General features: G+C 34.4%; 18 protein-coding genes, 1 tRNA gene and 1 other annotated feature. Of the genes, 13 read left to right on the top strand and 6 right to left on the bottom strand.

Annotation, left to right across the window (positions count from 1 at the left end; all coding sequences use genetic code 11):
* Positions 1 to 8 precede the first annotated feature (8 nt).
* Positions 9 to 662 carry an SRPBCC domain-containing protein gene (locus tag ACQV2S_RS04715; protein ID WP_428885092.1) on the top strand — a complete coding sequence of 218 codons (654 nt, stop codon included), beginning with the start codon at positions 9 to 11 and terminating at the stop codon, positions 660 to 662.
* 67 nt (positions 663 to 729) lie between these two features.
* On the opposite strand, the gene ACQV2S_RS04710 is transcribed toward ACQV2S_RS04715, so the two are convergent.
* The 3 genes from ACQV2S_RS04710 to ACQV2S_RS04700 all read right to left on the bottom strand — a co-directional run bounded on the left by ACQV2S_RS04710 (position 730) and on the right by ACQV2S_RS04700 (position 2,637).
* Positions 730 to 1,701 (bottom strand): peptidylprolyl isomerase, encoded by a 972-nt coding sequence (locus ACQV2S_RS04710; protein WP_428885091.1) that lies wholly within the window; start codon positions 1,699 to 1,701, stop codon positions 730 to 732.
* Positions 1,702 to 1,841: 140 nt separating this feature from the next.
* On the bottom strand, positions 1,842 to 2,201 hold the full coding sequence (locus tag ACQV2S_RS04705; RefSeq protein WP_428872935.1) for a YtxH domain-containing protein: 360 nt from the start codon (positions 2,199 to 2,201) through the stop codon (positions 1,842 to 1,844).
* Between the two features lies 1 nt (position 2,202).
* A complete protein-coding gene (locus ACQV2S_RS04700; RefSeq protein WP_428874644.1) occupies positions 2,203 to 2,637 on the bottom strand; it encodes an HIT family protein in 435 nt (144 codons plus the stop codon).
* A gap of 240 nt (positions 2,638 to 2,877) precedes the next feature.
* Here ACQV2S_RS04700 and ACQV2S_RS04695 point away from each other — a divergent pair, with 240 nt between their 5' ends.
* The 7 genes from ACQV2S_RS04695 (at position 2,878) to ACQV2S_RS04665 (ending at position 10,290) form a co-directional block, all read left to right on the top strand.
* Positions 2,878 to 3,645 carry a hypothetical protein gene (locus ACQV2S_RS04695; protein ID WP_428885090.1) on the top strand — a complete coding sequence of 256 codons (768 nt, stop codon included), beginning with the start codon at positions 2,878 to 2,880 and terminating at the stop codon, positions 3,643 to 3,645.
* 120 nt (positions 3,646 to 3,765) lie between these two features.
* Positions 3,766 to 3,837: transfer RNA gene (locus ACQV2S_RS04690), tRNA-Arg, on the top strand.
* Positions 3,838 to 4,489: 652 nt separating this feature from the next.
* Complete coding sequence (locus ACQV2S_RS04685) at positions 4,490 to 5,101, top strand: 50S ribosomal protein L25 (protein WP_428872939.1); 612 nt, start codon at positions 4,490 to 4,492, stop codon at positions 5,099 to 5,101.
* 70 nt (positions 5,102 to 5,171) lie between these two features.
* The gene (queG, locus tag ACQV2S_RS04680; RefSeq protein ID WP_428873011.1) at positions 5,172 to 6,353 is read left to right on the top strand and encodes a tRNA epoxyqueuosine(34) reductase QueG; all 1,182 of its coding nucleotides are present in this window, start codon (positions 5,172 to 5,174) and stop codon (positions 6,351 to 6,353) included.
* A gap of 3 nt (positions 6,354 to 6,356) precedes the next feature.
* Complete coding sequence (gene trmL, locus ACQV2S_RS04675; protein WP_428872940.1) at positions 6,357 to 6,884, top strand: tRNA (uridine(34)/cytosine(34)/5-carboxymethylaminomethyluridine(34)-2'-O)-methyltransferase TrmL; 528 nt, start codon at positions 6,357 to 6,359, stop codon at positions 6,882 to 6,884.
* Positions 6,885 to 6,917: 33 nt separating this feature from the next.
* Positions 6,918 to 7,141 (top strand) — a binding site (T-box leader).
* Between the two features lie 41 nt (positions 7,142 to 7,182).
* Complete coding sequence (gene serS, locus ACQV2S_RS04670) at positions 7,183 to 8,475, top strand: serine--tRNA ligase (protein ID WP_428872942.1); 1,293 nt, start codon at positions 7,183 to 7,185, stop codon at positions 8,473 to 8,475.
* Between the two features lie 279 nt (positions 8,476 to 8,754).
* On the top strand, positions 8,755 to 10,290 hold the full coding sequence (locus ACQV2S_RS04665; RefSeq protein WP_428874646.1) for an ATP-binding cassette domain-containing protein: 1,536 nt from the start codon (positions 8,755 to 8,757) through the stop codon (positions 10,288 to 10,290).
* Positions 10,291 to 10,668: 378 nt separating this feature from the next.
* Here the strand turns inward: ACQV2S_RS04665 and ACQV2S_RS04660 are convergent, their stop codons facing one another.
* Positions 10,669 to 11,484, bottom strand: a complete 816-nt coding sequence (locus ACQV2S_RS04660; protein ID WP_428873012.1) for an undecaprenyl-diphosphate phosphatase — start codon at positions 11,482 to 11,484, stop codon at positions 10,669 to 10,671.
* Positions 11,485 to 11,632: 148 nt separating this feature from the next.
* On the opposite strand from ACQV2S_RS04660, the gene ACQV2S_RS04655 reads away from it, so the two are divergent.
* On the top strand, positions 11,633 to 12,118 hold the full coding sequence (locus ACQV2S_RS04655; protein WP_428872944.1) for a PTS sugar transporter subunit IIA: 486 nt from the start codon (positions 11,633 to 11,635) through the stop codon (positions 12,116 to 12,118).
* A gap of 99 nt (positions 12,119 to 12,217) precedes the next feature.
* Here the strand turns inward: ACQV2S_RS04655 and ACQV2S_RS04650 are convergent, their stop codons facing one another.
* Positions 12,218 to 13,258 (bottom strand): lactonase family protein, encoded by a 1,041-nt coding sequence (locus ACQV2S_RS04650; RefSeq protein ID WP_428885089.1) that lies wholly within the window; start codon positions 13,256 to 13,258, stop codon positions 12,218 to 12,220.
* Between the two features lie 128 nt (positions 13,259 to 13,386).
* On the opposite strand from ACQV2S_RS04650, the gene ACQV2S_RS04645 reads away from it, so the two are divergent.
* The 4 genes from ACQV2S_RS04645 to ACQV2S_RS04630 all read left to right on the top strand — a co-directional run bounded on the left by ACQV2S_RS04645 (position 13,387) and on the right by ACQV2S_RS04630 (position 16,704).
* Positions 13,387 to 14,643 (top strand): AI-2E family transporter, encoded by a 1,257-nt coding sequence (locus tag ACQV2S_RS04645; protein WP_428872946.1) that lies wholly within the window; start codon positions 13,387 to 13,389, stop codon positions 14,641 to 14,643.
* Between the two features lie 101 nt (positions 14,644 to 14,744).
* Positions 14,745 to 15,464 (top strand): DUF554 domain-containing protein, encoded by a 720-nt coding sequence (locus ACQV2S_RS04640; RefSeq protein ID WP_428885087.1) that lies wholly within the window; start codon positions 14,745 to 14,747, stop codon positions 15,462 to 15,464.
* Positions 15,465 to 15,496: 32 nt separating this feature from the next.
* Entirely contained in the window at positions 15,497 to 16,117 is a 621-nt protein-coding gene (locus ACQV2S_RS04635) for an NADPH-dependent FMN reductase (RefSeq protein WP_428885086.1), read from the top strand.
* Positions 16,118 to 16,128: 11 nt separating this feature from the next.
* Complete coding sequence (locus tag ACQV2S_RS04630; RefSeq protein WP_428872952.1) at positions 16,129 to 16,704, top strand: NADPH-dependent FMN reductase; 576 nt, start codon at positions 16,129 to 16,131, stop codon at positions 16,702 to 16,704.
* A gap of 58 nt (positions 16,705 to 16,762) precedes the next feature.
* Here the strand turns inward: ACQV2S_RS04630 and rnhC are convergent, their stop codons facing one another.
* Positions 16,763 to 17,701: a ribonuclease HIII gene (gene rnhC, locus ACQV2S_RS04625; protein ID WP_428872954.1), complete on the bottom strand. Its 939-nt coding sequence runs from the start codon at positions 17,699 to 17,701 to the stop codon at positions 16,763 to 16,765.
* Between the last annotated feature and the right edge of the window lie 63 nt (positions 17,702 to 17,764).

Here is a 17,764-nt window from a genome sequence, read left to right as displayed (position 1 = left end):
GCAAATAAATGACAGATAATAGCAATCCAAAGAAATGTAATTGCAAAAATCATGCGTCTAATCATGAGAGTCAATGCCAAGTTAATCATTCTAAATCGAACTCTGAGCACTTATGTGGATGCCATCATCATGCAGAACATAACTACCATCATGGATGTGGTTGTCACCATGAACAAGTAGAAAACCCTCAAACTGATCTTGGTTTTTCTCTATTCTTTGAAGGAGAAATTAATGCAACTCCGGAAGCAGTATGGAACCATTTGACTGATAATGAATACTTATCTAAGTGGAAGTCAGATATGAGGATGATTGACTGCAAACCAGGTGGGTCATTTAAAGTAACAAGAAATGGACAAGCGCATCATTTGATGTTAACAGATGTTGAAGAAGGACATTTATTGGCCTATTTATGGAAAAATGACGATATGGTTCTAACAATTGATCCTGGAGAAAAAGATACTACGCTCTTTACTTTTGAATATTGGTTTGCTGATAGAGAAGAAGCCAATGCTGAGGATGTAGCTCCATGGATTATAAATCTTTATGAACTTGAACACTTTATTGTTCATAATGAATTAATGGATACTAAAGACTTGCCGAAAGCATTGATGGCAGAAGTTAATAACTTAATTAAAGAGCAAAAATCACGTGAAACGCTTTAATATTTTAATACAGTAAAACAAAAAAGGTTGAGGATTTTCCTCAACCTTTTTATATTTAAAATAGTTTCTATTCGGCTGGCGCTTCTTCAGCAGGAGCCTCTTCAGCAGCAGGTACTTCCTCAGCAGAAGCATCCTCTGGTTGGTCAGCTAAATTGATTAAATCATCTACTGCATTTTTTAATTCAGGATCTTCAATCTTTAAGTCAGAGTTTTTAATAAGCTCTCCGACAATTCCATAGGTAAAGTTAGAGTCAGCATACTTACTTTGTTTATATGCTTCAACTACTTCTTCTTTACTCTCTTCTAATGGTTTCTTTTCACCATTGTTGATTGTTTTAATAACGTGGTAGCCAAATTCAGATTGAACAGGTTCGCTCGTCATTTCTCCATTAGCTAAAGACTTAACTGCTTCTTCAAATTCTGGAACCATTTGTCCTGGCGAGAAAGGGGCTAATAATCCACCATTTTCTGCAGAACCATCTTTAGATAATTCTTGAGCAACGGTATCGAATTCTTCGCCATTATTGATGCGTTCAATAGCATTTAAAGCTTCTTCTTCCGTATCAACTAGAATATGCTGTGCTTCCATCATTGGTTGGTAATCATTATCATAGAAATTTTGAATGGCTTCATCTGACATATCGATGCGACCTTCAACAATTTCTTGTAAAAGATTACGGATATATAATTGGTATTCATATTGTTCAGCGCTACCTAATTGTTGGTAAGATAAGAATTGTTGGAATACCTCTTCTCCACCTAATTCTTGAATTTGTGACTGAACTTCTTCAGCAGCTCTTGTTTTAGCTCCTTCAGCGTCTTCTACATTTTCAATTAAAACAGCTTCAATAATTTTTGAGCGTAGAGCAGTAGAGCCAAATTGTTCTTTCATATCTTGATAAAAATCTTCAGCAGTGATAGTTGTCTCTCCAATAGTGGCAATTACACCCTCTTGAGCTGAAACGCTTGTTAAATTCGGCAATGCAACAAGTGCGACACTTGCTGCTGTTAAAATCCAAGTACGGATTGATTTTTTCATATTAATTTTCACTCCTATAGTTCTACTATAATTTGCTATAACATAAGCATAAATATATCTTAACACTTAATGATTAGAAAAGATAATATAAGCTAGAAATTCTAAAAAACATCATAATTTTTATAAATTAAAACCTGAATTTAATTCTTATATGAGTTTAAATTAGCTGAAGACATTCCCTCAATATCTTCATTTAATTGCTTAACATTTTCTTTAATTCTTCTTATTCTAGGTTCTGTTTCATCCATGACTTTTTGTTTAGTTTGATTGGTTAAATGAGAAATAAAGTCCATAGTTTGCTTAGCTTCTGCAGTCAATGACTGAATAGCTGAATGAAAACGGGCATAGTCTTGATCAACTTGTTGGAAATCAACTTTAAAATCTTTATAAGTCTTTTTTAGTTGATGTCTTGTTTTCTCACCAGATTGTTTAGCATTCATTAACCCCGCTAGTACTCCAAGAGCTAAGCCAGTTAGAAAACCTTGTGGGAAATTTTTCATACTAATCGCCACTTTCTATTGTTTGTTTAATTGATGCTGCCAATTGCTGAAATTCATCCTGAGTGTAACCATCTGAATGGTCTTCAAAATGTAATTTAAATCCTTCTTCTTTATGATAACGTGGAATCAGGTGAATGTGTGAATGGAAAACAGATTGATAGGCGACTTCTCCATTGTTATTGAGAATATTCATGCCCTTAACACCTGGTATGCTTTTTTTAATGGCGTCGGCAATTTTCGGAATTCGACTAAAAACGGTACTTGCTAACTCTGGATCATACTCAAAAATATCTTTAACATGTTTCTTTGGTATGACTAAAGTATGTCCTTTGGTAACTTGAGTGATATCTAAAAAGGCAAAGACCTCATCATCTTCATAGACCTTAGCGCTAGGAACCTCTCCGTTGATAATCTTACAAAAAATACAATTTGTCATTTTTCTCTCTCCTTTAACTTACGTCTTGTCTCTATAGCATATCATAAGGATTTTAGAAAACGCTATTAATAACATCTTAAAATGAGTCTTCATAAAAAATTCATAAGATTAGCGTGTTACAGGCTTAATTTCATTAAATATTCCATTTTAACTCAAGCCTCCTTTAAACTAGCTATGATATAATAGTTATGTTGAAGAAGGATATATTATAGATATAATAACAATTACATGGGAGGTAGAATGAATTTGAATAAAAGTAAATTTCAAAAAATGTACCTGCTCTTAACTCTTTTAGGCATTTTCCTGGTTTTTAATTTAAATCCTTTAGCAATAGTTCACGGCCAAGAGGAAACGACAGAAGAGCAAGTAGGGATAGAGCAAACTGACGAGCCGTCTAGTCAAGAAATTTTTGAAACAAGTAATGAAGCTGTTTTTGACCCTCTAGCTGATGTCGGTCTATTTAAGCAACTCATTCCTTATGTGCATTATTTAAATTATCAATACGTGGGAGATGGAAGTGAATACTTTACTAAAGATATCATCATGGAATTCATGCCTGATGCAAATGGAGTTTTTCAAGTCGCAGAGTTTACAGATACAAAAGCCGTAGCCTACGTTTATCAAATTAAGCCCGATGGTCTATATGAACTCGCTTACTTTGATAATTATACGGTAGTGGAAGACCTGAGGTATTCCGCTGATGCTTCAGATGACAATGTTTCACTCATTCTACCTGTAGATATAAGTGAAGGAACAATTTTTAAATCAGGCTATCAAGAAGAAATTAAGAAAAAAGTAATTGGTAGGGTGGACTCGCTAACAATTGGTCAAGAAATTTATACTGATGTTTTGCTTGTTGAAGAGATGGCAAAGAATAACGGAGATACAATCCGTATCTATTATGCCAATGACGCAGGTTTGATTTTAATTGAGCGTCTTCATCCAGATGGCACAACCACACCAATAATTTACCTTAGGTCTAGACAAGGTTCAATCATGGACCAATAGTGGATAATTTTTACAATCTTATTTTTATAATAGGACTAGCATCATTAATTGTTAGTCCTTTTTTATTGGCTTATTTCTTGCTTTTAGCAATTTGAGTTTGGTATAATAGGTAATCGTTAGGCCGCCGTAGTGTAATGGATATCACGGAAGATTCCGGTTCTTTCGATGGGGGTTCGATTCCCTCCGGCGGTATTTGTAATAAAGCTAAAGATTTTTAGCAAAAAATCTCATATTTTTTTAAAAAATACTTTTTAGAGAGTTCAGCCAGATTGGCTGTTTTTTATTTTAAATTAGACTAGCTAGAATAAGGGGATTGACTAGACAATCGCACAAGGGTTGACTAAGATTTAACTAGTTATAAGACAAGCAATTAGAAAGGAAAACTTAGAAAATTAAAAAGCCCATTTTTAAGAGTAAGTTTATTTCTTATTACCATTCTTGTATTAGCTGCTTGTGATAGTACCAATAAAACAAATATTGCAAGTGATGCTTATAAGATGTCAACTTATACTCTTATTAAGGCTGCTCAAGAAGGTAATCAAGATAAACAAAATATTGATTTAGATAATCCCTCAAATATTTATGAAAAGGAAAAAAGCGCTAAAAAGTAACAACAAAAGATAAAACGACTAGTAGAAAAACCACTACCAAAGATAAATAAATTAAGTTTGTAGTTATTTTTTAAAAGAATAAGGGCAAAAAAGAAAATTATATAGAAAAATCACTAAGACTAGTCATAAAACACTGGTATTGTGAGCTGGTTTTTGATATGATAATTTATGTGTAAAAATTTACAGCAAATCTAGCATTCTATATGCAATAAGTTATAAAGGAGCTCTTATATATGGCAATTAGTGCAGAATTAAGAACAAAGACAGGTACCGGTGCTTCTAAACAAGCACGTCGTGAAGGTAAAATTCCAGTAGTTTTATATGGGCAAAAATTAGAAGCAACTTCTTTATTAGTTGATCGTCGCGAATTCGAATCACTTCTAAAAAAAGAAGGATCTAACGCGGTTTTTGATTTAAACTACGACGGTAAAACGCAAAAAGTAATCTTGAAAGACTTTTCTAAAGCAGCTTTAAAAGATATTTTCTATTCAGTTGACCTAGAAGCTATCTCTGCTGATCAGAAGATTATTGTTGAAGTTCCATTAAGCATTATTAACGAAGAAACAGTTAAAATTGGCATTGTGGAACAAACACTTAATACAGTGGAAATCGAAACTAAACCAGACACTATTCCGAACTCATTTGAAATTGATGTTACTGGAATGGAAATTGGTGACACTAAGACAATTGCTGACTTAGCAGTTCCAGCAGGCGTTGAAATCTTAGAAGATTCAACTGAAACAATCGTTTCAGTTTCTGCTCCAACAGAAGAACCAGAAGAAGAGGAAGAAACTGAAGTGATAGAACCTGAAGTAATTGGTGCTAAAGACGAAGAAGAAGAGTAAAAATTTGTATTATGAAGCACTGTAAACGCTTGTCGTTTATGGTGCTTTTTTTAGATAGGAGTTGAACAAACTGATCTCAAAAGAAGAGGCTATTAAAGTCAAATCCATTTTAAAAAAATCGCTGAAAGACTTAGGAGTGGATAAGATCGGTTTTACGACAGCGGAACCTTTTGACCATTTAGAGGAAAGTTTAAGAGAGCAAAAGGCGAAAGGACATACCACTGGTTTTGAACATCCTATCATTGAGGAGAGAATCTATCCTGAAAAAATCTTTGAAGGGGCCCAATCAATTATTTCGATTGCTTTGGCTTATCCTAGTAACTTTAGAAAGGAACCAGCTTCTAATAAAGAAGAACGTCGTGGTAGTTTTGCTCGTGCTTCTTGGGGGGAAGACTACCATCATATTTTATTAGAACGTATGCAAAGGGTTATTGATCTTATCCAAGCAGAAATTCCTGATGCTCGTTTTAAACCGATGGTTGATACGGGGGAATTGATTGATGTGGTTGTGGCTGAAAGAGCTGGATTAGGCTTTATAGGTCGTAATGGTTTGCTGGTCACTAAAGAATTTGGCAGTTACGTTTATTTAGGTGAAATTATCACGAACATTCCTTTTATGCCAGATAAAAGGGTTACATATGGTTGTGGCGATTGTTATCGTTGTGTGACAGCCTGTCCTACTCAAGCTCTTTTTGGTGACGGTAAGATGAATGCGCAGAAATGTTTATCCTATCAGACTCAAACCAAAGGACATTTAGCTGAAGACTATCGCCGAAAAATGACTCATGTCATTTATGGCTGTGATATTTGTCAGATTTCATGTCCTTATAACAAGGGCATTGATTTTCATCTTCATCCTGAAATGGAGCCTATCCAAGACGAAGTAAAACCAATATTAAAGAATATGTTATCACTTAGCAATAGAGCCTTTAAACGACAATTTGGACATTTAGCGGGGTCTTGGCGAGGCAAGAAGCCCTTGCAAAGAAATGCAATTATCGCTTTGGCTAATTATCGGGACCGAACAGCCTTGCCGCATCTGCTTGAATTAATTGAAAAAGATCCACGACCAGTGATTCGAGCAACTGCTGCCTATGCTGTTAGTGTAATCCAAAGAGATAAAAATCAAGCGATGATTAGTATGATTTATGACCAACTGCAGAAGGAATCTGAACCAGAAACCATCAAAGAAATGAAAAAAGCTATTGAACGTCTCAAAAATAAAAAAGAGTTAAAGTCTAAAAGGAGTTAAACGATGAAAAACCATATCGTACTTTATGAGCCCCTAATGCCAGCTAATACTGGCAATATTTCGAGAACTTGCGCAGGAACTAATACTAGTTTACATTTGATTGAACCGCTTGGTTTTTCTACTGAGGATAAAATGCTTAAACGAGCAGGGCTAGATTATTGGGAGCATGTCGACATTACTTACCATGACAGTTTACCAGCCTTTATGAAGTTTTTAGGTAATCGTAAATTGTACTTGATTTCTAAATTTGCACCAAGAGTTTATAGCGAAGCTAATTTAGCTGATTCAACGATTGATGAGCAGTTTTTTATCTTTGGTAAGGAAACGACTGGGCTACCTGAAGATTTTATGCAAGCTCATAAAGATCAATCTTTAAGAATCCCGATGAATGATCAGCATATTCGTTCTTTAAATTTATCTAATACGGCTAATATTATTATTTATGAAGCTCTAAGACAACAGAACTATGAAGGATTGGAAGCCATACATCATTATCGTGATACTGAAAAGGCTCAAAGACTTAAATGGTAATAGCTTGACAAATAAAATCTATTTAATATAATAAATTTAATAGTTAGTACGAATAGTATCTGAAATAAGGGTCAAGCAGAAAGTTAGCGGTTGATGAGAGCTAATCACTTATTCAGTGAATCCACGTATTCATTCTGCTTTATGAAAGCTAAGCATAAATAAAGCCGGTCATCGCCGTTATGATACAAGTGTAAGAATTTAAATCAATTCTTAAAAACGGGTGGTACCGCGGAACAAGAGACTTTTTCGTCCCAAATAGACGGAGGTCTCTTTTTTATTACATAAAGGAGGAATTAAGATGTTAGATAGGCGCTATTTGAGAAACCATATGGATGAAGTAGTTGAGCAATTAAGTCATCGCGGAGTAAAAACAGAAATTTTAAATGAATTTAAAGAGTTGGATAAAAAAAGAAGAGCTCTATTAACTCAAGTAGAAGAGAAAAAAGGGGTCCGTAATAAAGTTTCGCAAGAAATTGCCACTATTAAGCGCAATAAAGGAAATGTGGATGAACAGATTCAAGCCATGCAAGTTATAGGGCAAGAAATAGCTGAATTAGATGAGACTTTAAATCAGCTAGACATTGCTTTGGCTCAAATTGAACATGGATTACCTAATTTACCTCATGAATCAGTACCAATAGGTGAAGATGAAGAAGATAATGTTGAAAATCGCCGTTGGGGTCAGATTACAGACTTTGATTTCGAACCTTTAAATCATTGGGATATTGCAGAGAATTTAGGCATTCTTGATTTTGAACGAGCAGGCAAAGTATCAGGTTCACGCTTTGTATTCTATAAGGGGTTAGGCGCAAGGTTGGAGCGCGCTATTTATAACTTTATGTTAGATACTCATACGGCTAGAAATGGTTATACCGAAGTTATACCGCCTTATATAGTTAATGAAAAGTCAATGTTTGGAACAGGACAATATCCTAAATTTAAAGAAGATACTTTTGAGTTGAGTGATGATCGTCAATTTGTCTTAATCCCAACAGCGGAAGTTCCTCTAACCAACTACTATCGAGATGAAGTAATTGCAATGGAAGAGTTACCGGTCAAATTTACCGCCATGTCTCCATCATTTAGATCAGAAGCCGGATCAGCCGGTCGTGATACTAGAGGTCTGATTCGTATGCACCAATTTCATAAGGTTGAAATGGTTAAATTTGCCCATCCAGAAAGTTCTTATGAAGAATTAGAATTTATGGTCAAAGATGCTGAAGGTATCTTACAAGCTTTAAAACTACCTTATCGGGTAATCACCCTTTGTACTGGAGATATGGGCTTTTCAGCCGCTAAAACATATGATATTGAAGTTTGGGTTCCAGCTCAAGATACCTATCGAGAAATATCTTCTTGCTCTAACACAGAAGCTTTCCAAGCGCGACGCGCCATGATTCGTTACCGCAACGCTGAAGGCAAGTTGAATTATGTTCACACCTTGAATGGATCTGGCTTAGCTGTTGGTCGAACAGTTGTAGCCATCCTAGAAAACTACCAGCAAGCGGACGGCAGTGTTAAAATTCCAGAAGTATTGGTACCTTATATGGGTGGAGTGACTGAAATTACCAAAGAGAATGCAATGGGATAATATACAAAGCTTTTCTTAAATTTTTTTAAGGAAAGCTTTTTGTATAAGTATTTAGAGTGTGAAATTTGAATTTTAAAAAAAGATATGCTTTAATTAAAGTAACTTATTAAGAGGAGTGTTACATTTGAACAATTTCTAAGAAAGCAGCATGAGTAGAAGTGACTTCTATTTAGTGTGAACTTTTTTAGAAAGTATCAAATGTTACATAGGGGATACTTCTATTCTATTCTAAGCTGCTAATAATGGATTTTTGGCACAAGAGTAGAAAGGAGTTTTTTTATGTTACAGGTAAATAGTCTAAGCTTATACCATCGTAAGGATTTCGTTAAAATTATTGATGACTTGTCTTTTATTATTCATCCCGGCGAAAAAGTAGCGATTATTGGCGAAGAAGGTAATGGGAAATCGACTATCTTAAAGTGGTTAATGAATGATGAATCACTTAGTAACTATCTAATTATTAAAGGCGAAAAAATTAATTCTTTCAGTCAAATGGCATACCTCCCTCAACAAATGAAGGAGGAAGATCTTAGTTTAAGTATTGAAAAGTTCTTTTTCGCAAAGGTAGATCCCTTTTTAATGGATTATAATAAAATAATCAAATTTGGAATGAAAATAGGTTTTGATTGGGAGCGACTACATTCTGAACAAATAGTGAGATCCCTCTCAGGTGGTGAAAAAATAAAACTATCACTGTTAAGAATAGCAGCTCAGCAAGCGGATTTAGTTCTACTAGATGAACCATCTAATGATTTAGATATTGATTCAATAAGGTATTTAGAAAAATTTATTAGCGAAAGTAAACAAGCAATATTATTTGTTTCACATGATGAATCGCTACTACAATCAACAGCCACTTCGATTATTCATTTAGAGCGATTGTTGCATAGAAAAGACCCATGTCATACAGTTTCGAAATTAGCTTATAAGGACTATCTTCTATATCGTGATAAGAGGATCGCGAGTCAGCAAAAAGACTTTGAGCAAAATGAAAGAATATATGCTAAAAAGTTTGCTCGTCAACAAAGGCTTGAGTCAGCTTTGCATCATCGTTTAAATCATACTAAGGATTCAGCAAGCGGACGACTACTAGCGAAAAAGATGAAGACCGTTAAGTCATTGGGCAAAAGACTTGAACGCGAACATCAACAAGGAAGTCAGCAAGTGATAATTGAAGACCCAATTAAGATATTTTTTAACCACTCCATTCCAATTGCTGATTCGCGCAAGATTATGGAGGTAAGCAATCTTAATTTAAAGGTTGAAGGTCGTTTACTAGCACCAAACATTAATCTAACGGTTCAAGGACAGGATAAAATAGGAATTGTGGGAGCCAATGGGGTGGGCAAATCAACGCTTTTAAAGCATATGTGGCTTTTATTCAATCAAGATGGTGATAGAGAAGGAATTATACCTGCCTATATGCCTCAAAATCATAGTGAATTCGTTGATACGAATTTGACACCGATTCAATTACTTGCTAAGGAAGGAAGCAGCGAAGAATTAACACAAATAATGACTTTTTTGGCCAGTATGAATTTTCTTCCTGAGGAAATGTCTCACCCTATCAATGAATTATCAGGAGGACAAAAAGCAAAATTATTATTTTTAAAAATGGATTTGATGAGAGCGAATCTTCTTTTCTTAGATGAGCCGACGCGAAATTTTTCTCCGAATTCACAACCAAAAATACGGAAAGTTTTAAGCGAATTTCCAGGAACTATTATTAGCGTTTCCCATGATCGTTTATATTTAAAAGAGGTATGTCATCAACTGTATCTACTTAAACCAGAGGGTCTTAAACTTATTGATTAAATTCAAACGTTTATGAATTTAGTTAATGAGTAGTTTTAAAGCCGAAGTCCAAGCGTGAGACCGAAAGTCTAGCTTTTGGGCTTCCATTGGCTTTGAGTATGATGGACCAACTTAAAAAAATATTATTTATGCGAATCAAAAGAAGATAAAAACAATCATAAAATTGAAATAAAAATAAGTCCTTATACGTAAACAAGTTAGAAGTATATATTTTGTATCTTAAAGCCTGATCTGGCTGAGCCCGATTTGCTTATCGCCAATCACTTCAAGCTGCTTAGAAAACAATAAAATAAGAAAGACAAGCACATATAACATGTACGCATCTTTCTGGTCCAACTTCTTGGGGTCACTATAGGGTCAACTCTTATTTCTTTTAGATTACTTAAATAAATAATACAAAATGACAACGGCACCCAAAATAATACGGTAGTAACCGAAAGGTTTAAAGTCATTCGTTTTGATGAATTTAAGAAGTGAACGGATGACGATTAAGGAAACAAGAAAGGCAACAAACATACCTACCAAGAGGTAAACAAGTTCAGCACTAGTAAAAGCAAAGCCAAAGTCTTTTAACTTAACTAAAGAAGCTCCGAACATAACAGGTATTGACATAAAGAAAGAAAACTCTGTCGCAACTGTTCTTTCCATTCCTAATAAAAGTCCACCGAGGATGGTTGACCCCGACCGTGAAGTACCTGGAATTAAAGACAAGGCCTGAAATAGACCGGTTTTAAAAGCCGTAGGGAAAGAAATCTTTTTAAGAGTATTAACTTGTTTAGCATGACGAGCTGGCTTTTTATTTTCAATCCACAAGAAAGCAAAACCATAAATGATTAAGGCAGCAGCGACCACATAAGGAGTATTAAAATACTCTTCCATGTAATCATTGATCAATAGGCCCAGAACTCCTGCTGGCAGGGTAGCAAAAGCAACTTTAAACCAAATTACCCAGATATTTTTTCTTTCTTGGCTAGACTTTTTAAAATCCAAAGGGTTAAGTTTATTAAAATAAAGGACGACTACAGCTAAAATTGAACCAAATTGTACAACAGTTCGAAACATTTCAACAAAATTTGGATTGAGATTTAATTGAATAAATTCCTCAACTAAAATTAAGTGTCCAGTTGAAGAAATGGGTAACCACTCTGTAATTCCTTGAACAATACTTAAGAAAATAATTTTTAATAATTCCATCCATTCTAGGTTTTGCACTATATATCACCTCGTGATCTTTTTCTCGCTTATTATAGCTAACAATTAAACAAATGTCACTATGTGGTCAATTCTTAAAATAGGAGTCTGTGAAGAAATATGATAAAATGAAGTCAAGAGGAGGAATAAAATGTTTGGGTTATTTAAGAAAAAAGCTAAAAAAATCAGCCTACATGCTGTCTGTGATGGTCAAATAATTCCTTTAGAAGAAGTCAACGATCAAGTTTTTTCTCAGAAAATGATGGGAGATGGCTACGCTATTCAACCGAGTCAATCAACCATCTACTCACCAGTTCAGGGTAAATTAATGAATGTTTTTCCGACTAAACATGCGATGGGAATACAAATAGAAAATTTAGAATTACTACTTCATATGGGATTAGATACGGTGGAATTAGAAGGTAAGCCTTTTAATACTTTGGTTAATGAAGGGGATAACTTAACACCAACCACTGCTGTTTCAGAAGTTGATTATCAAGAAATTGAAGCAGCAGGTAAGGATAATGTGATGTTAGTTATCTTTGTTAATGGTTCAGAGGTCATCGATGAGTTTAAGATTACTGCTAGCGGTTCAGTTACTAAAGGACAAGAAATTGGGTATGTGACATTAAGGTAAAAGGTTATCAAAAAAATGATTAGCAAATTCTATTGAATCTGCTAATCATTTTGATTTTTAACTAATCACTAACTTTTTGAATATATTTTTTAATGAAATTTACTTATTATTTAATGCTAATATACAAACGCATTCAGGAGCATAAGCTTTTGTATCGGTTAAAGAAATTGTTCCACTTGCAGAATTTCTCTTAAATAAAGTGAGGTAATCAGAATCTTGATGAGCCACAATCAAATATTTTTCATCATGCGATAAGCAGAAATCTCTTGGAACTTTTCCATATGATGAAATACTCTGTAGAAGGCTTAACTTACCGCTAGTTTTATCCACTCCAAAGAGGGTAATTTGATCTTGATAGCGTGTCGAAACATATAAAAAGTTACCATCTTTTGAAATTCTAATTGCAGCTCCGGTGGCTTCTGGGTGACTATCGGTTGGAATATTATGATAACTTTCAATAATCTCTAAATGGCCATTTTGTTTTAGATGACATAAAATCGTGGTATTATTCAGCTCACCAATAATGTAGATAAATTTCTGATTAGGATGGATTGCTAAATGCCGTGGACCGGTTCCAGCTGGAATATTTAAAGATTGCTCAAGATGGGAGATTGAGCCATTCTCAGCTAAGGAATATACATAAATTTTATCACTACCCAAATCACAAACATAAAGAAACTTATCTTGATTGAAAGTAGAGGTAAAGTGGATACGAGACTGAGTTTGATTAGGATGGACAGATGAACCATCGTGGGTAACAGTCTGTATATGTTTTATTTCATCATCATTTAAGTGATAGATTTCTATAGTGCCTTCATGATAGTTTGATAGGTAGAGGACTTTTTTAGAATCTAAATAGAAAAGATGACATCCTGCTGCTTTGGTGTGATAAAAATAATTTTTTTTAATCCAGGTATCATTATGCTTTTTTTTGTATACTGCCACTCCTGAAAAAGGTTCTTCTTTTTCAATTGTAAATAAATAGCGATTATCTTTTGAGAGGGCAAGATAGGTGGGGTTTTGAATTGTATCGATTAACTCTCTTTCTGTGAAAGTTTCTTTTTGAGAATCAAAAGTGATCGATGTTAATCCTTCATTAACTCGACGGGTATAACCACCTAAAAAATATTTTTCTTTCATAAGATGGACTCCTTTCTTCTTCAAAAGTATTATAGCATAAGGGTAGATTTATATCGTAGTTAAGCCAATCATTTTAATTCTATTTGTGGTATGATTGAGATGAATTCATATAGGATAGGAGGGTATTGATGCGAAAATTAAATCAGTTTTTATTTAAGTCAGAATTCTTGAATGATCGCAATGTTATTCGGCTATTAAAATTTATTTTAATTGTCTTGGCAATCTATGCTTTTACACAAATTTCTTATTTATTTCAACCACTCTTTGATTTCTTGAACTTCTTTGCCTTTCCTTTCATTGGAACGGGCATTATGTACTATCTGTTCTCGCCCTTAGTGGTTAAACTCTCTAGACGCGGTGTAAACCGTCATTTATCAATATGGTTAATTTTTATTGGCCTCTCATTATTAGTAACTTGGGGTGTAGCTACACTCGTGCCGATAGTACAAAGTCAGACGCGCTCATTTATTAATGATTTACCTAAATATGTAGCAGGAATTCAAGATGTTTTTAACAAGCTTCCTTTACTACCTGATTTTAATGAAGTCTTTCCTAATCTGGCTAATCAAGAGGGGAGTGTTGATTTAAACGGACTTATCCAGCAAATTCAACCGCTAATTACATCGACTTTTGGTGGATTAGGTAGCGTGATAGGTACGGTTTCAACGGTTGTAACCGGCTTAGTTACTATTCCTGTCTTACTTTATTATCTTTTATTAGAAGGTTATAAGCTATTCCCTAAAATACTTTATTATATTCCTGATCGCTATAGAGAAACGACTAAGACTATGATTTATCAATCTCACTATCAGATTGGTCAATATATTCGTGGCCAAATTATTGTTGCAATTATTGTGGGCATGATTTTCGCTGCTGGTTTTTCCATTATAGGCCTAGACTATGCGATTACTTTAGGAGTACTTGCTACTTTTCTTAATGTCATTCCCTATATTGGGTCAGTCATTGCCGCTATTCCTGCCATAATTATTGGTTTAATTGCCTCTCCTTTTATGTTAATAAAGGTCTTATTGGTTATAGGGATTGAGGCTTTAGTTGAAGGAAGACTTATTCAACCGCAAATTCTTAGCTCGAATTTAAAAATCCATCCAGTTACAATTTTAATTGTTCTGTTAGGAGCGGGGCGCATATTTGGTGTAACGGGTGTGATTCTAGGTGTTCCTGCTTTTGCAGTACTTAAAGTGATCGTAACAGAACTATATCGTATTTACCGCAAACACTCTAATTTATATGGTGATGATTTAAAGAACCAATCGCTTTCTAAAGAAACTTTAATTGATATGTGTTTGGTTGAAGATGGGCAGGATGGTTTTGCTGCAGAAGATCAAGTTGATAAATTACTAAATTCCAATCAATTATTAAAATAAAATTAGTTCTTGGTTTTCTATGGAAAAATCATGAATTTATCTTTATAATAATTAAGTGTCAAGGTGAGATAGTACGCCAGTCAAGCAAGAGTATCCTTTGGATGCTCTTAATTTTATGTGAAGGATTTGTTAAGATGGGTGTAATTATTAATGGTATCGTAATCGTTATATGTAGTTTAATCGGTATGGGTTTAAAGGCAGGAATCCCTGTAAAAATCCATGAGCGATTGATGCATGGTATTGCTTTATGCGTGCTCGCAATTGGAATTGATGGCACCTTAGCTGGAGAAAATACGATTGTTATGATTTTGTCAATTGTTGTAGGAGCAATGATTGGGGAATCAATTGATATTGATCAAAAGGTAACTTATGGGATTTCATTAATTGAAAAAAAAATATCAAAACCAGGATCTGATAGTCAGTTAGGGCAAGGTTTTATTTCAGCAGCAATGATCTTTTGTATTGGTTCAATGTCTATTTTAGGATCTTTAGAAAGTGGATTAACCGGTGATAATACCACGCTCTATACCAAGTCTATCTTAGATGGCATTACCGCCATTCTATTGAGTTCATCTTTGGGAGCAGGTGTTTTACTATCGGCAATTCCAGTAATAATCATCCAAGGCTTATTAGTAATCTTAGCAGGCTTTTTAGCTCCTATTTTATCAGTAGCAGTGGTAAATGAGATTATTGCAGTAGGGTCACTATTATTGATTGGCTTAGGCATGAATATTTTAAATATTACTGAATTAAAGATTTTAAATTATACACCGGCAATCTTTTTACCCCCTATTTTCTTGACGCTATTATCTTTATTCTAATTAGGAATACTATTCTATGGAGGTATAATAATATGAAGAAAATTGTTGGCATCGTTGGAAATAATTCTATGGAATCTACCAATCGTAAGTTATTACAATTTATTCAAAAACATTTTCAAGATAGAGCGAATATCGAATTACTTGAAGTTCGAGGCCTGCCAATCTTTAATAAACCAGCGGATGGAAAATTACCTGAGGTAATCATTGAAATGGCTGAAAAAATTGAGGCAGCCGATGGAGTGGTTATTGCTACTGCAGAGTACGATCATTCTATTCCAGCCGCTTTGACGAACGCTTTATCTTGGTTATCTTATAATATATTTCCTTTTGTGGATAAACCTTTAATGATTGTGGGAACTTCCTATGGTGTTTTAGGGACTTCTAGAGCCCAACAACACCTGCGTTCAATTATGAATGCACCAGTTATTCGTGCAATGCTTATGCCTGGTTGTGAATTTTTAATGGGGAACTCTTTAGAGGCTTTTGATAAAGAAGGGAATTTAGTTTTCCCAGATAAGGTCAATCAGTTAGAAGCTTATTTTAATGATTTTCTTCAATTTATTGGTGTCACAGAACTATTACAAGAAAGGCATCAAGCAAATGTGGATGAAGCTCGCAAGTTCTATCATCAACAGTTCGAAGCTAAAGAGTAAGGGGGGATAATATGAAATTAGTAGGAATCGTAGGCTCTAATGCAGAATTTTCGTCTAATCGTTTATTATTACAGTATATAAAGCGGCACTTTGCTGAATATTTTGAATTAGAAATTCTTGAAATTAACCAAATTCCGATGTTTGATGCTAGTAATGATCAAACAGATCATCCGGCGATTCAGTTATTAAATAAAAAAATACTTCAAGCGGATGGTATATTAATAGCCACCCCAGAACATATCCATACTGTTCCACCTGCTTTAAAATCTACAATTGAATGGCTATCTTATAAAGTTACACCTTTTATTCATAAGCCTGTGTATGTTATTGGAGCATCCTATTTGGAACAAGGGACCTCGCGTGCTCAATTACATATGGATCAAATTTTGGAGTCTCCTAGAGTGGATGCTTATGTCTTCCCTGGAAATGAATTTTTACTAGGTGGTGCTAAAAATAAATTTGATGCTGAAGGGAACATTACCGACCCTAAAACAGTTGACCATTTAGAAAAATGTATAGCTAAATTTATTCGCTATGTAAAATTAATCAATCAACTGGAAAATATTCCTGAAACTACAATTGACTAGATAAATGACCCTCGCATTGACTATAAAAAAGCTGTCGATAAAAATCGGCAGCTTTTTCTTAATGACGATATTTTTTGCTTAACTTTTTAGCTTTTTGTGTGTTAGCAAAATGGAGTTTAGCTGTTTGATTGAGACTTTCAATCCCATAGCGGTCGATTAATTTTGATGCATAAAGATCAACATTTCTGCCTGCCCCTGAAGGTAGTTTGCCGCCAAAAGTTTCACCGAGCGAATGAAGTTTTTTAACAAAGGCATCTCTTGCAATAATGGAAGCACAAGCAACGGCCAGATGAATAGATTCGGCCCTTTTAGCAAAATAGACATGGGCGCGATAAACTTCCTTTTCGTTTTTTAAGTGTTGGTAATAATTCTTTTCTGACGTAAATTGATCAATTATTACTCCATCAAGTTGCTTTTTCTGTTCAGGAGATAGTTTTTTATATAGTTCTTTAATAGTAAAGTTATGTAATCTCGCCTTAAGTCCGTTAGCATTATATTTTTTAATCATTTGATTGTATTTTTGTGGATTAGCAATTGTTAAATGATAATCAACTGAGTGTATGAGATTAGCCGCAATGCTTTCGATTTCATGATCAGATAAATTTTTAGAATCTTTTACGCCAAGTTCTTTAATTAATTCTTGTTTTTCAAAAGGAAGATAGACTGCACATACAGTCAAGGGTCCAAAGTAAGATCCGTTTCCCACTTCATCCGACCCAATTAAATTCTTAAATTGAATCCGGTCAGGTAAATGAGTGTTGTTTTCGAGAAAATTCGTGTGGATTGATTGAGGCAAGTCTTTAGCCCATATTCGCGCTTCTTCTTCAGCTGCTTTTCCTTGAAAGAGGACTTTGCCAGATTTATAAGCTGTAATGGTTACATAAGCTAATTTAGCTCTAAAGAGGCTATAGGGAACGGGGTCAATTAAGTGTCTTTGGTAATTTTCTTCCATAACTTTAAGAGTTGCTGGGTTTACTTCGAGAGTGACGCTGTTCATTTATATCCCACCTTTTATGAATTGGCTATCATAATTATCAGTTTACCATCTTCTTTAATATTC

Origin of the sequence: Facklamia sp. P13064, from assembly GCF_050409425.1 — a bacterium.
Classification (GTDB): Bacteria; Bacillota; Bacilli; order Lactobacillales; family Aerococcaceae; genus Facklamia.
This window is presented reverse-complemented; position numbering and strand designations above follow the sequence as displayed.

Coding starts and splice junctions, on each gene's coding strand:
- ACQV2S_RS04645 (WP_428872946.1), top strand. CDS start 13,387: ATGCGAAAATTAAATCAGTTTTTATTTAAGTCAGAATTCTTGAATGAT.
- ACQV2S_RS04655 (WP_428872944.1), top strand. CDS start 11,633: ATGTTTGGGTTATTTAAGAAAAAAGCTAAAAAAATCAGCCTACATGCT.
- ACQV2S_RS04665 (WP_428874646.1), top strand. CDS start 8,755: ATGTTACAGGTAAATAGTCTAAGCTTATACCATCGTAAGGATTTCGTT.
- ACQV2S_RS04700 (WP_428874644.1), bottom strand. CDS start 2,637: ATGACAAATTGTATTTTTTGTAAGATTATCAACGGAGAGGTTCCTAGC.
- serS (WP_428872942.1), top strand. CDS start 7,183: ATGTTAGATAGGCGCTATTTGAGAAACCATATGGATGAAGTAGTTGAG.
- ACQV2S_RS04650 (WP_428885089.1), bottom strand. CDS start 13,258: ATGAAAGAAAAATATTTTTTAGGTGGTTATACCCGTCGAGTTAATGAA.
- ACQV2S_RS04640 (WP_428885087.1), top strand. CDS start 14,745: ATGCTCTTAATTTTATGTGAAGGATTTGTTAAGATGGGTGTAATTATT.
- ACQV2S_RS04695 (WP_428885090.1), top strand. CDS start 2,878: ATGAATTTGAATAAAAGTAAATTTCAAAAAATGTACCTGCTCTTAACT.
- ACQV2S_RS04705 (WP_428872935.1), bottom strand. CDS start 2,201: ATGAAAAATTTCCCACAAGGTTTTCTAACTGGCTTAGCTCTTGGAGTA.
- rnhC (WP_428872954.1), bottom strand. CDS start 17,701: ATGAACAGCGTCACTCTCGAAGTAAACCCAGCAACTCTTAAAGTTATG.
- ACQV2S_RS04685 (WP_428872939.1), top strand. CDS start 4,490: ATGGCAATTAGTGCAGAATTAAGAACAAAGACAGGTACCGGTGCTTCT.
- trmL (WP_428872940.1), top strand. CDS start 6,357: ATGAAAAACCATATCGTACTTTATGAGCCCCTAATGCCAGCTAATACT.
- ACQV2S_RS04715 (WP_428885092.1), top strand. CDS start 9: ATGACAGATAATAGCAATCCAAAGAAATGTAATTGCAAAAATCATGCG.
- ACQV2S_RS04660 (WP_428873012.1), bottom strand. CDS start 11,484: ATGGAATTATTAAAAATTATTTTCTTAAGTATTGTTCAAGGAATTACA.
- ACQV2S_RS04630 (WP_428872952.1), top strand. CDS start 16,129: ATGAAATTAGTAGGAATCGTAGGCTCTAATGCAGAATTTTCGTCTAAT.
- ACQV2S_RS04635 (WP_428885086.1), top strand. CDS start 15,497: ATGAAGAAAATTGTTGGCATCGTTGGAAATAATTCTATGGAATCTACC.
- ACQV2S_RS04710 (WP_428885091.1), bottom strand. CDS start 1,701: ATGAAAAAATCAATCCGTACTTGGATTTTAACAGCAGCAAGTGTCGCA.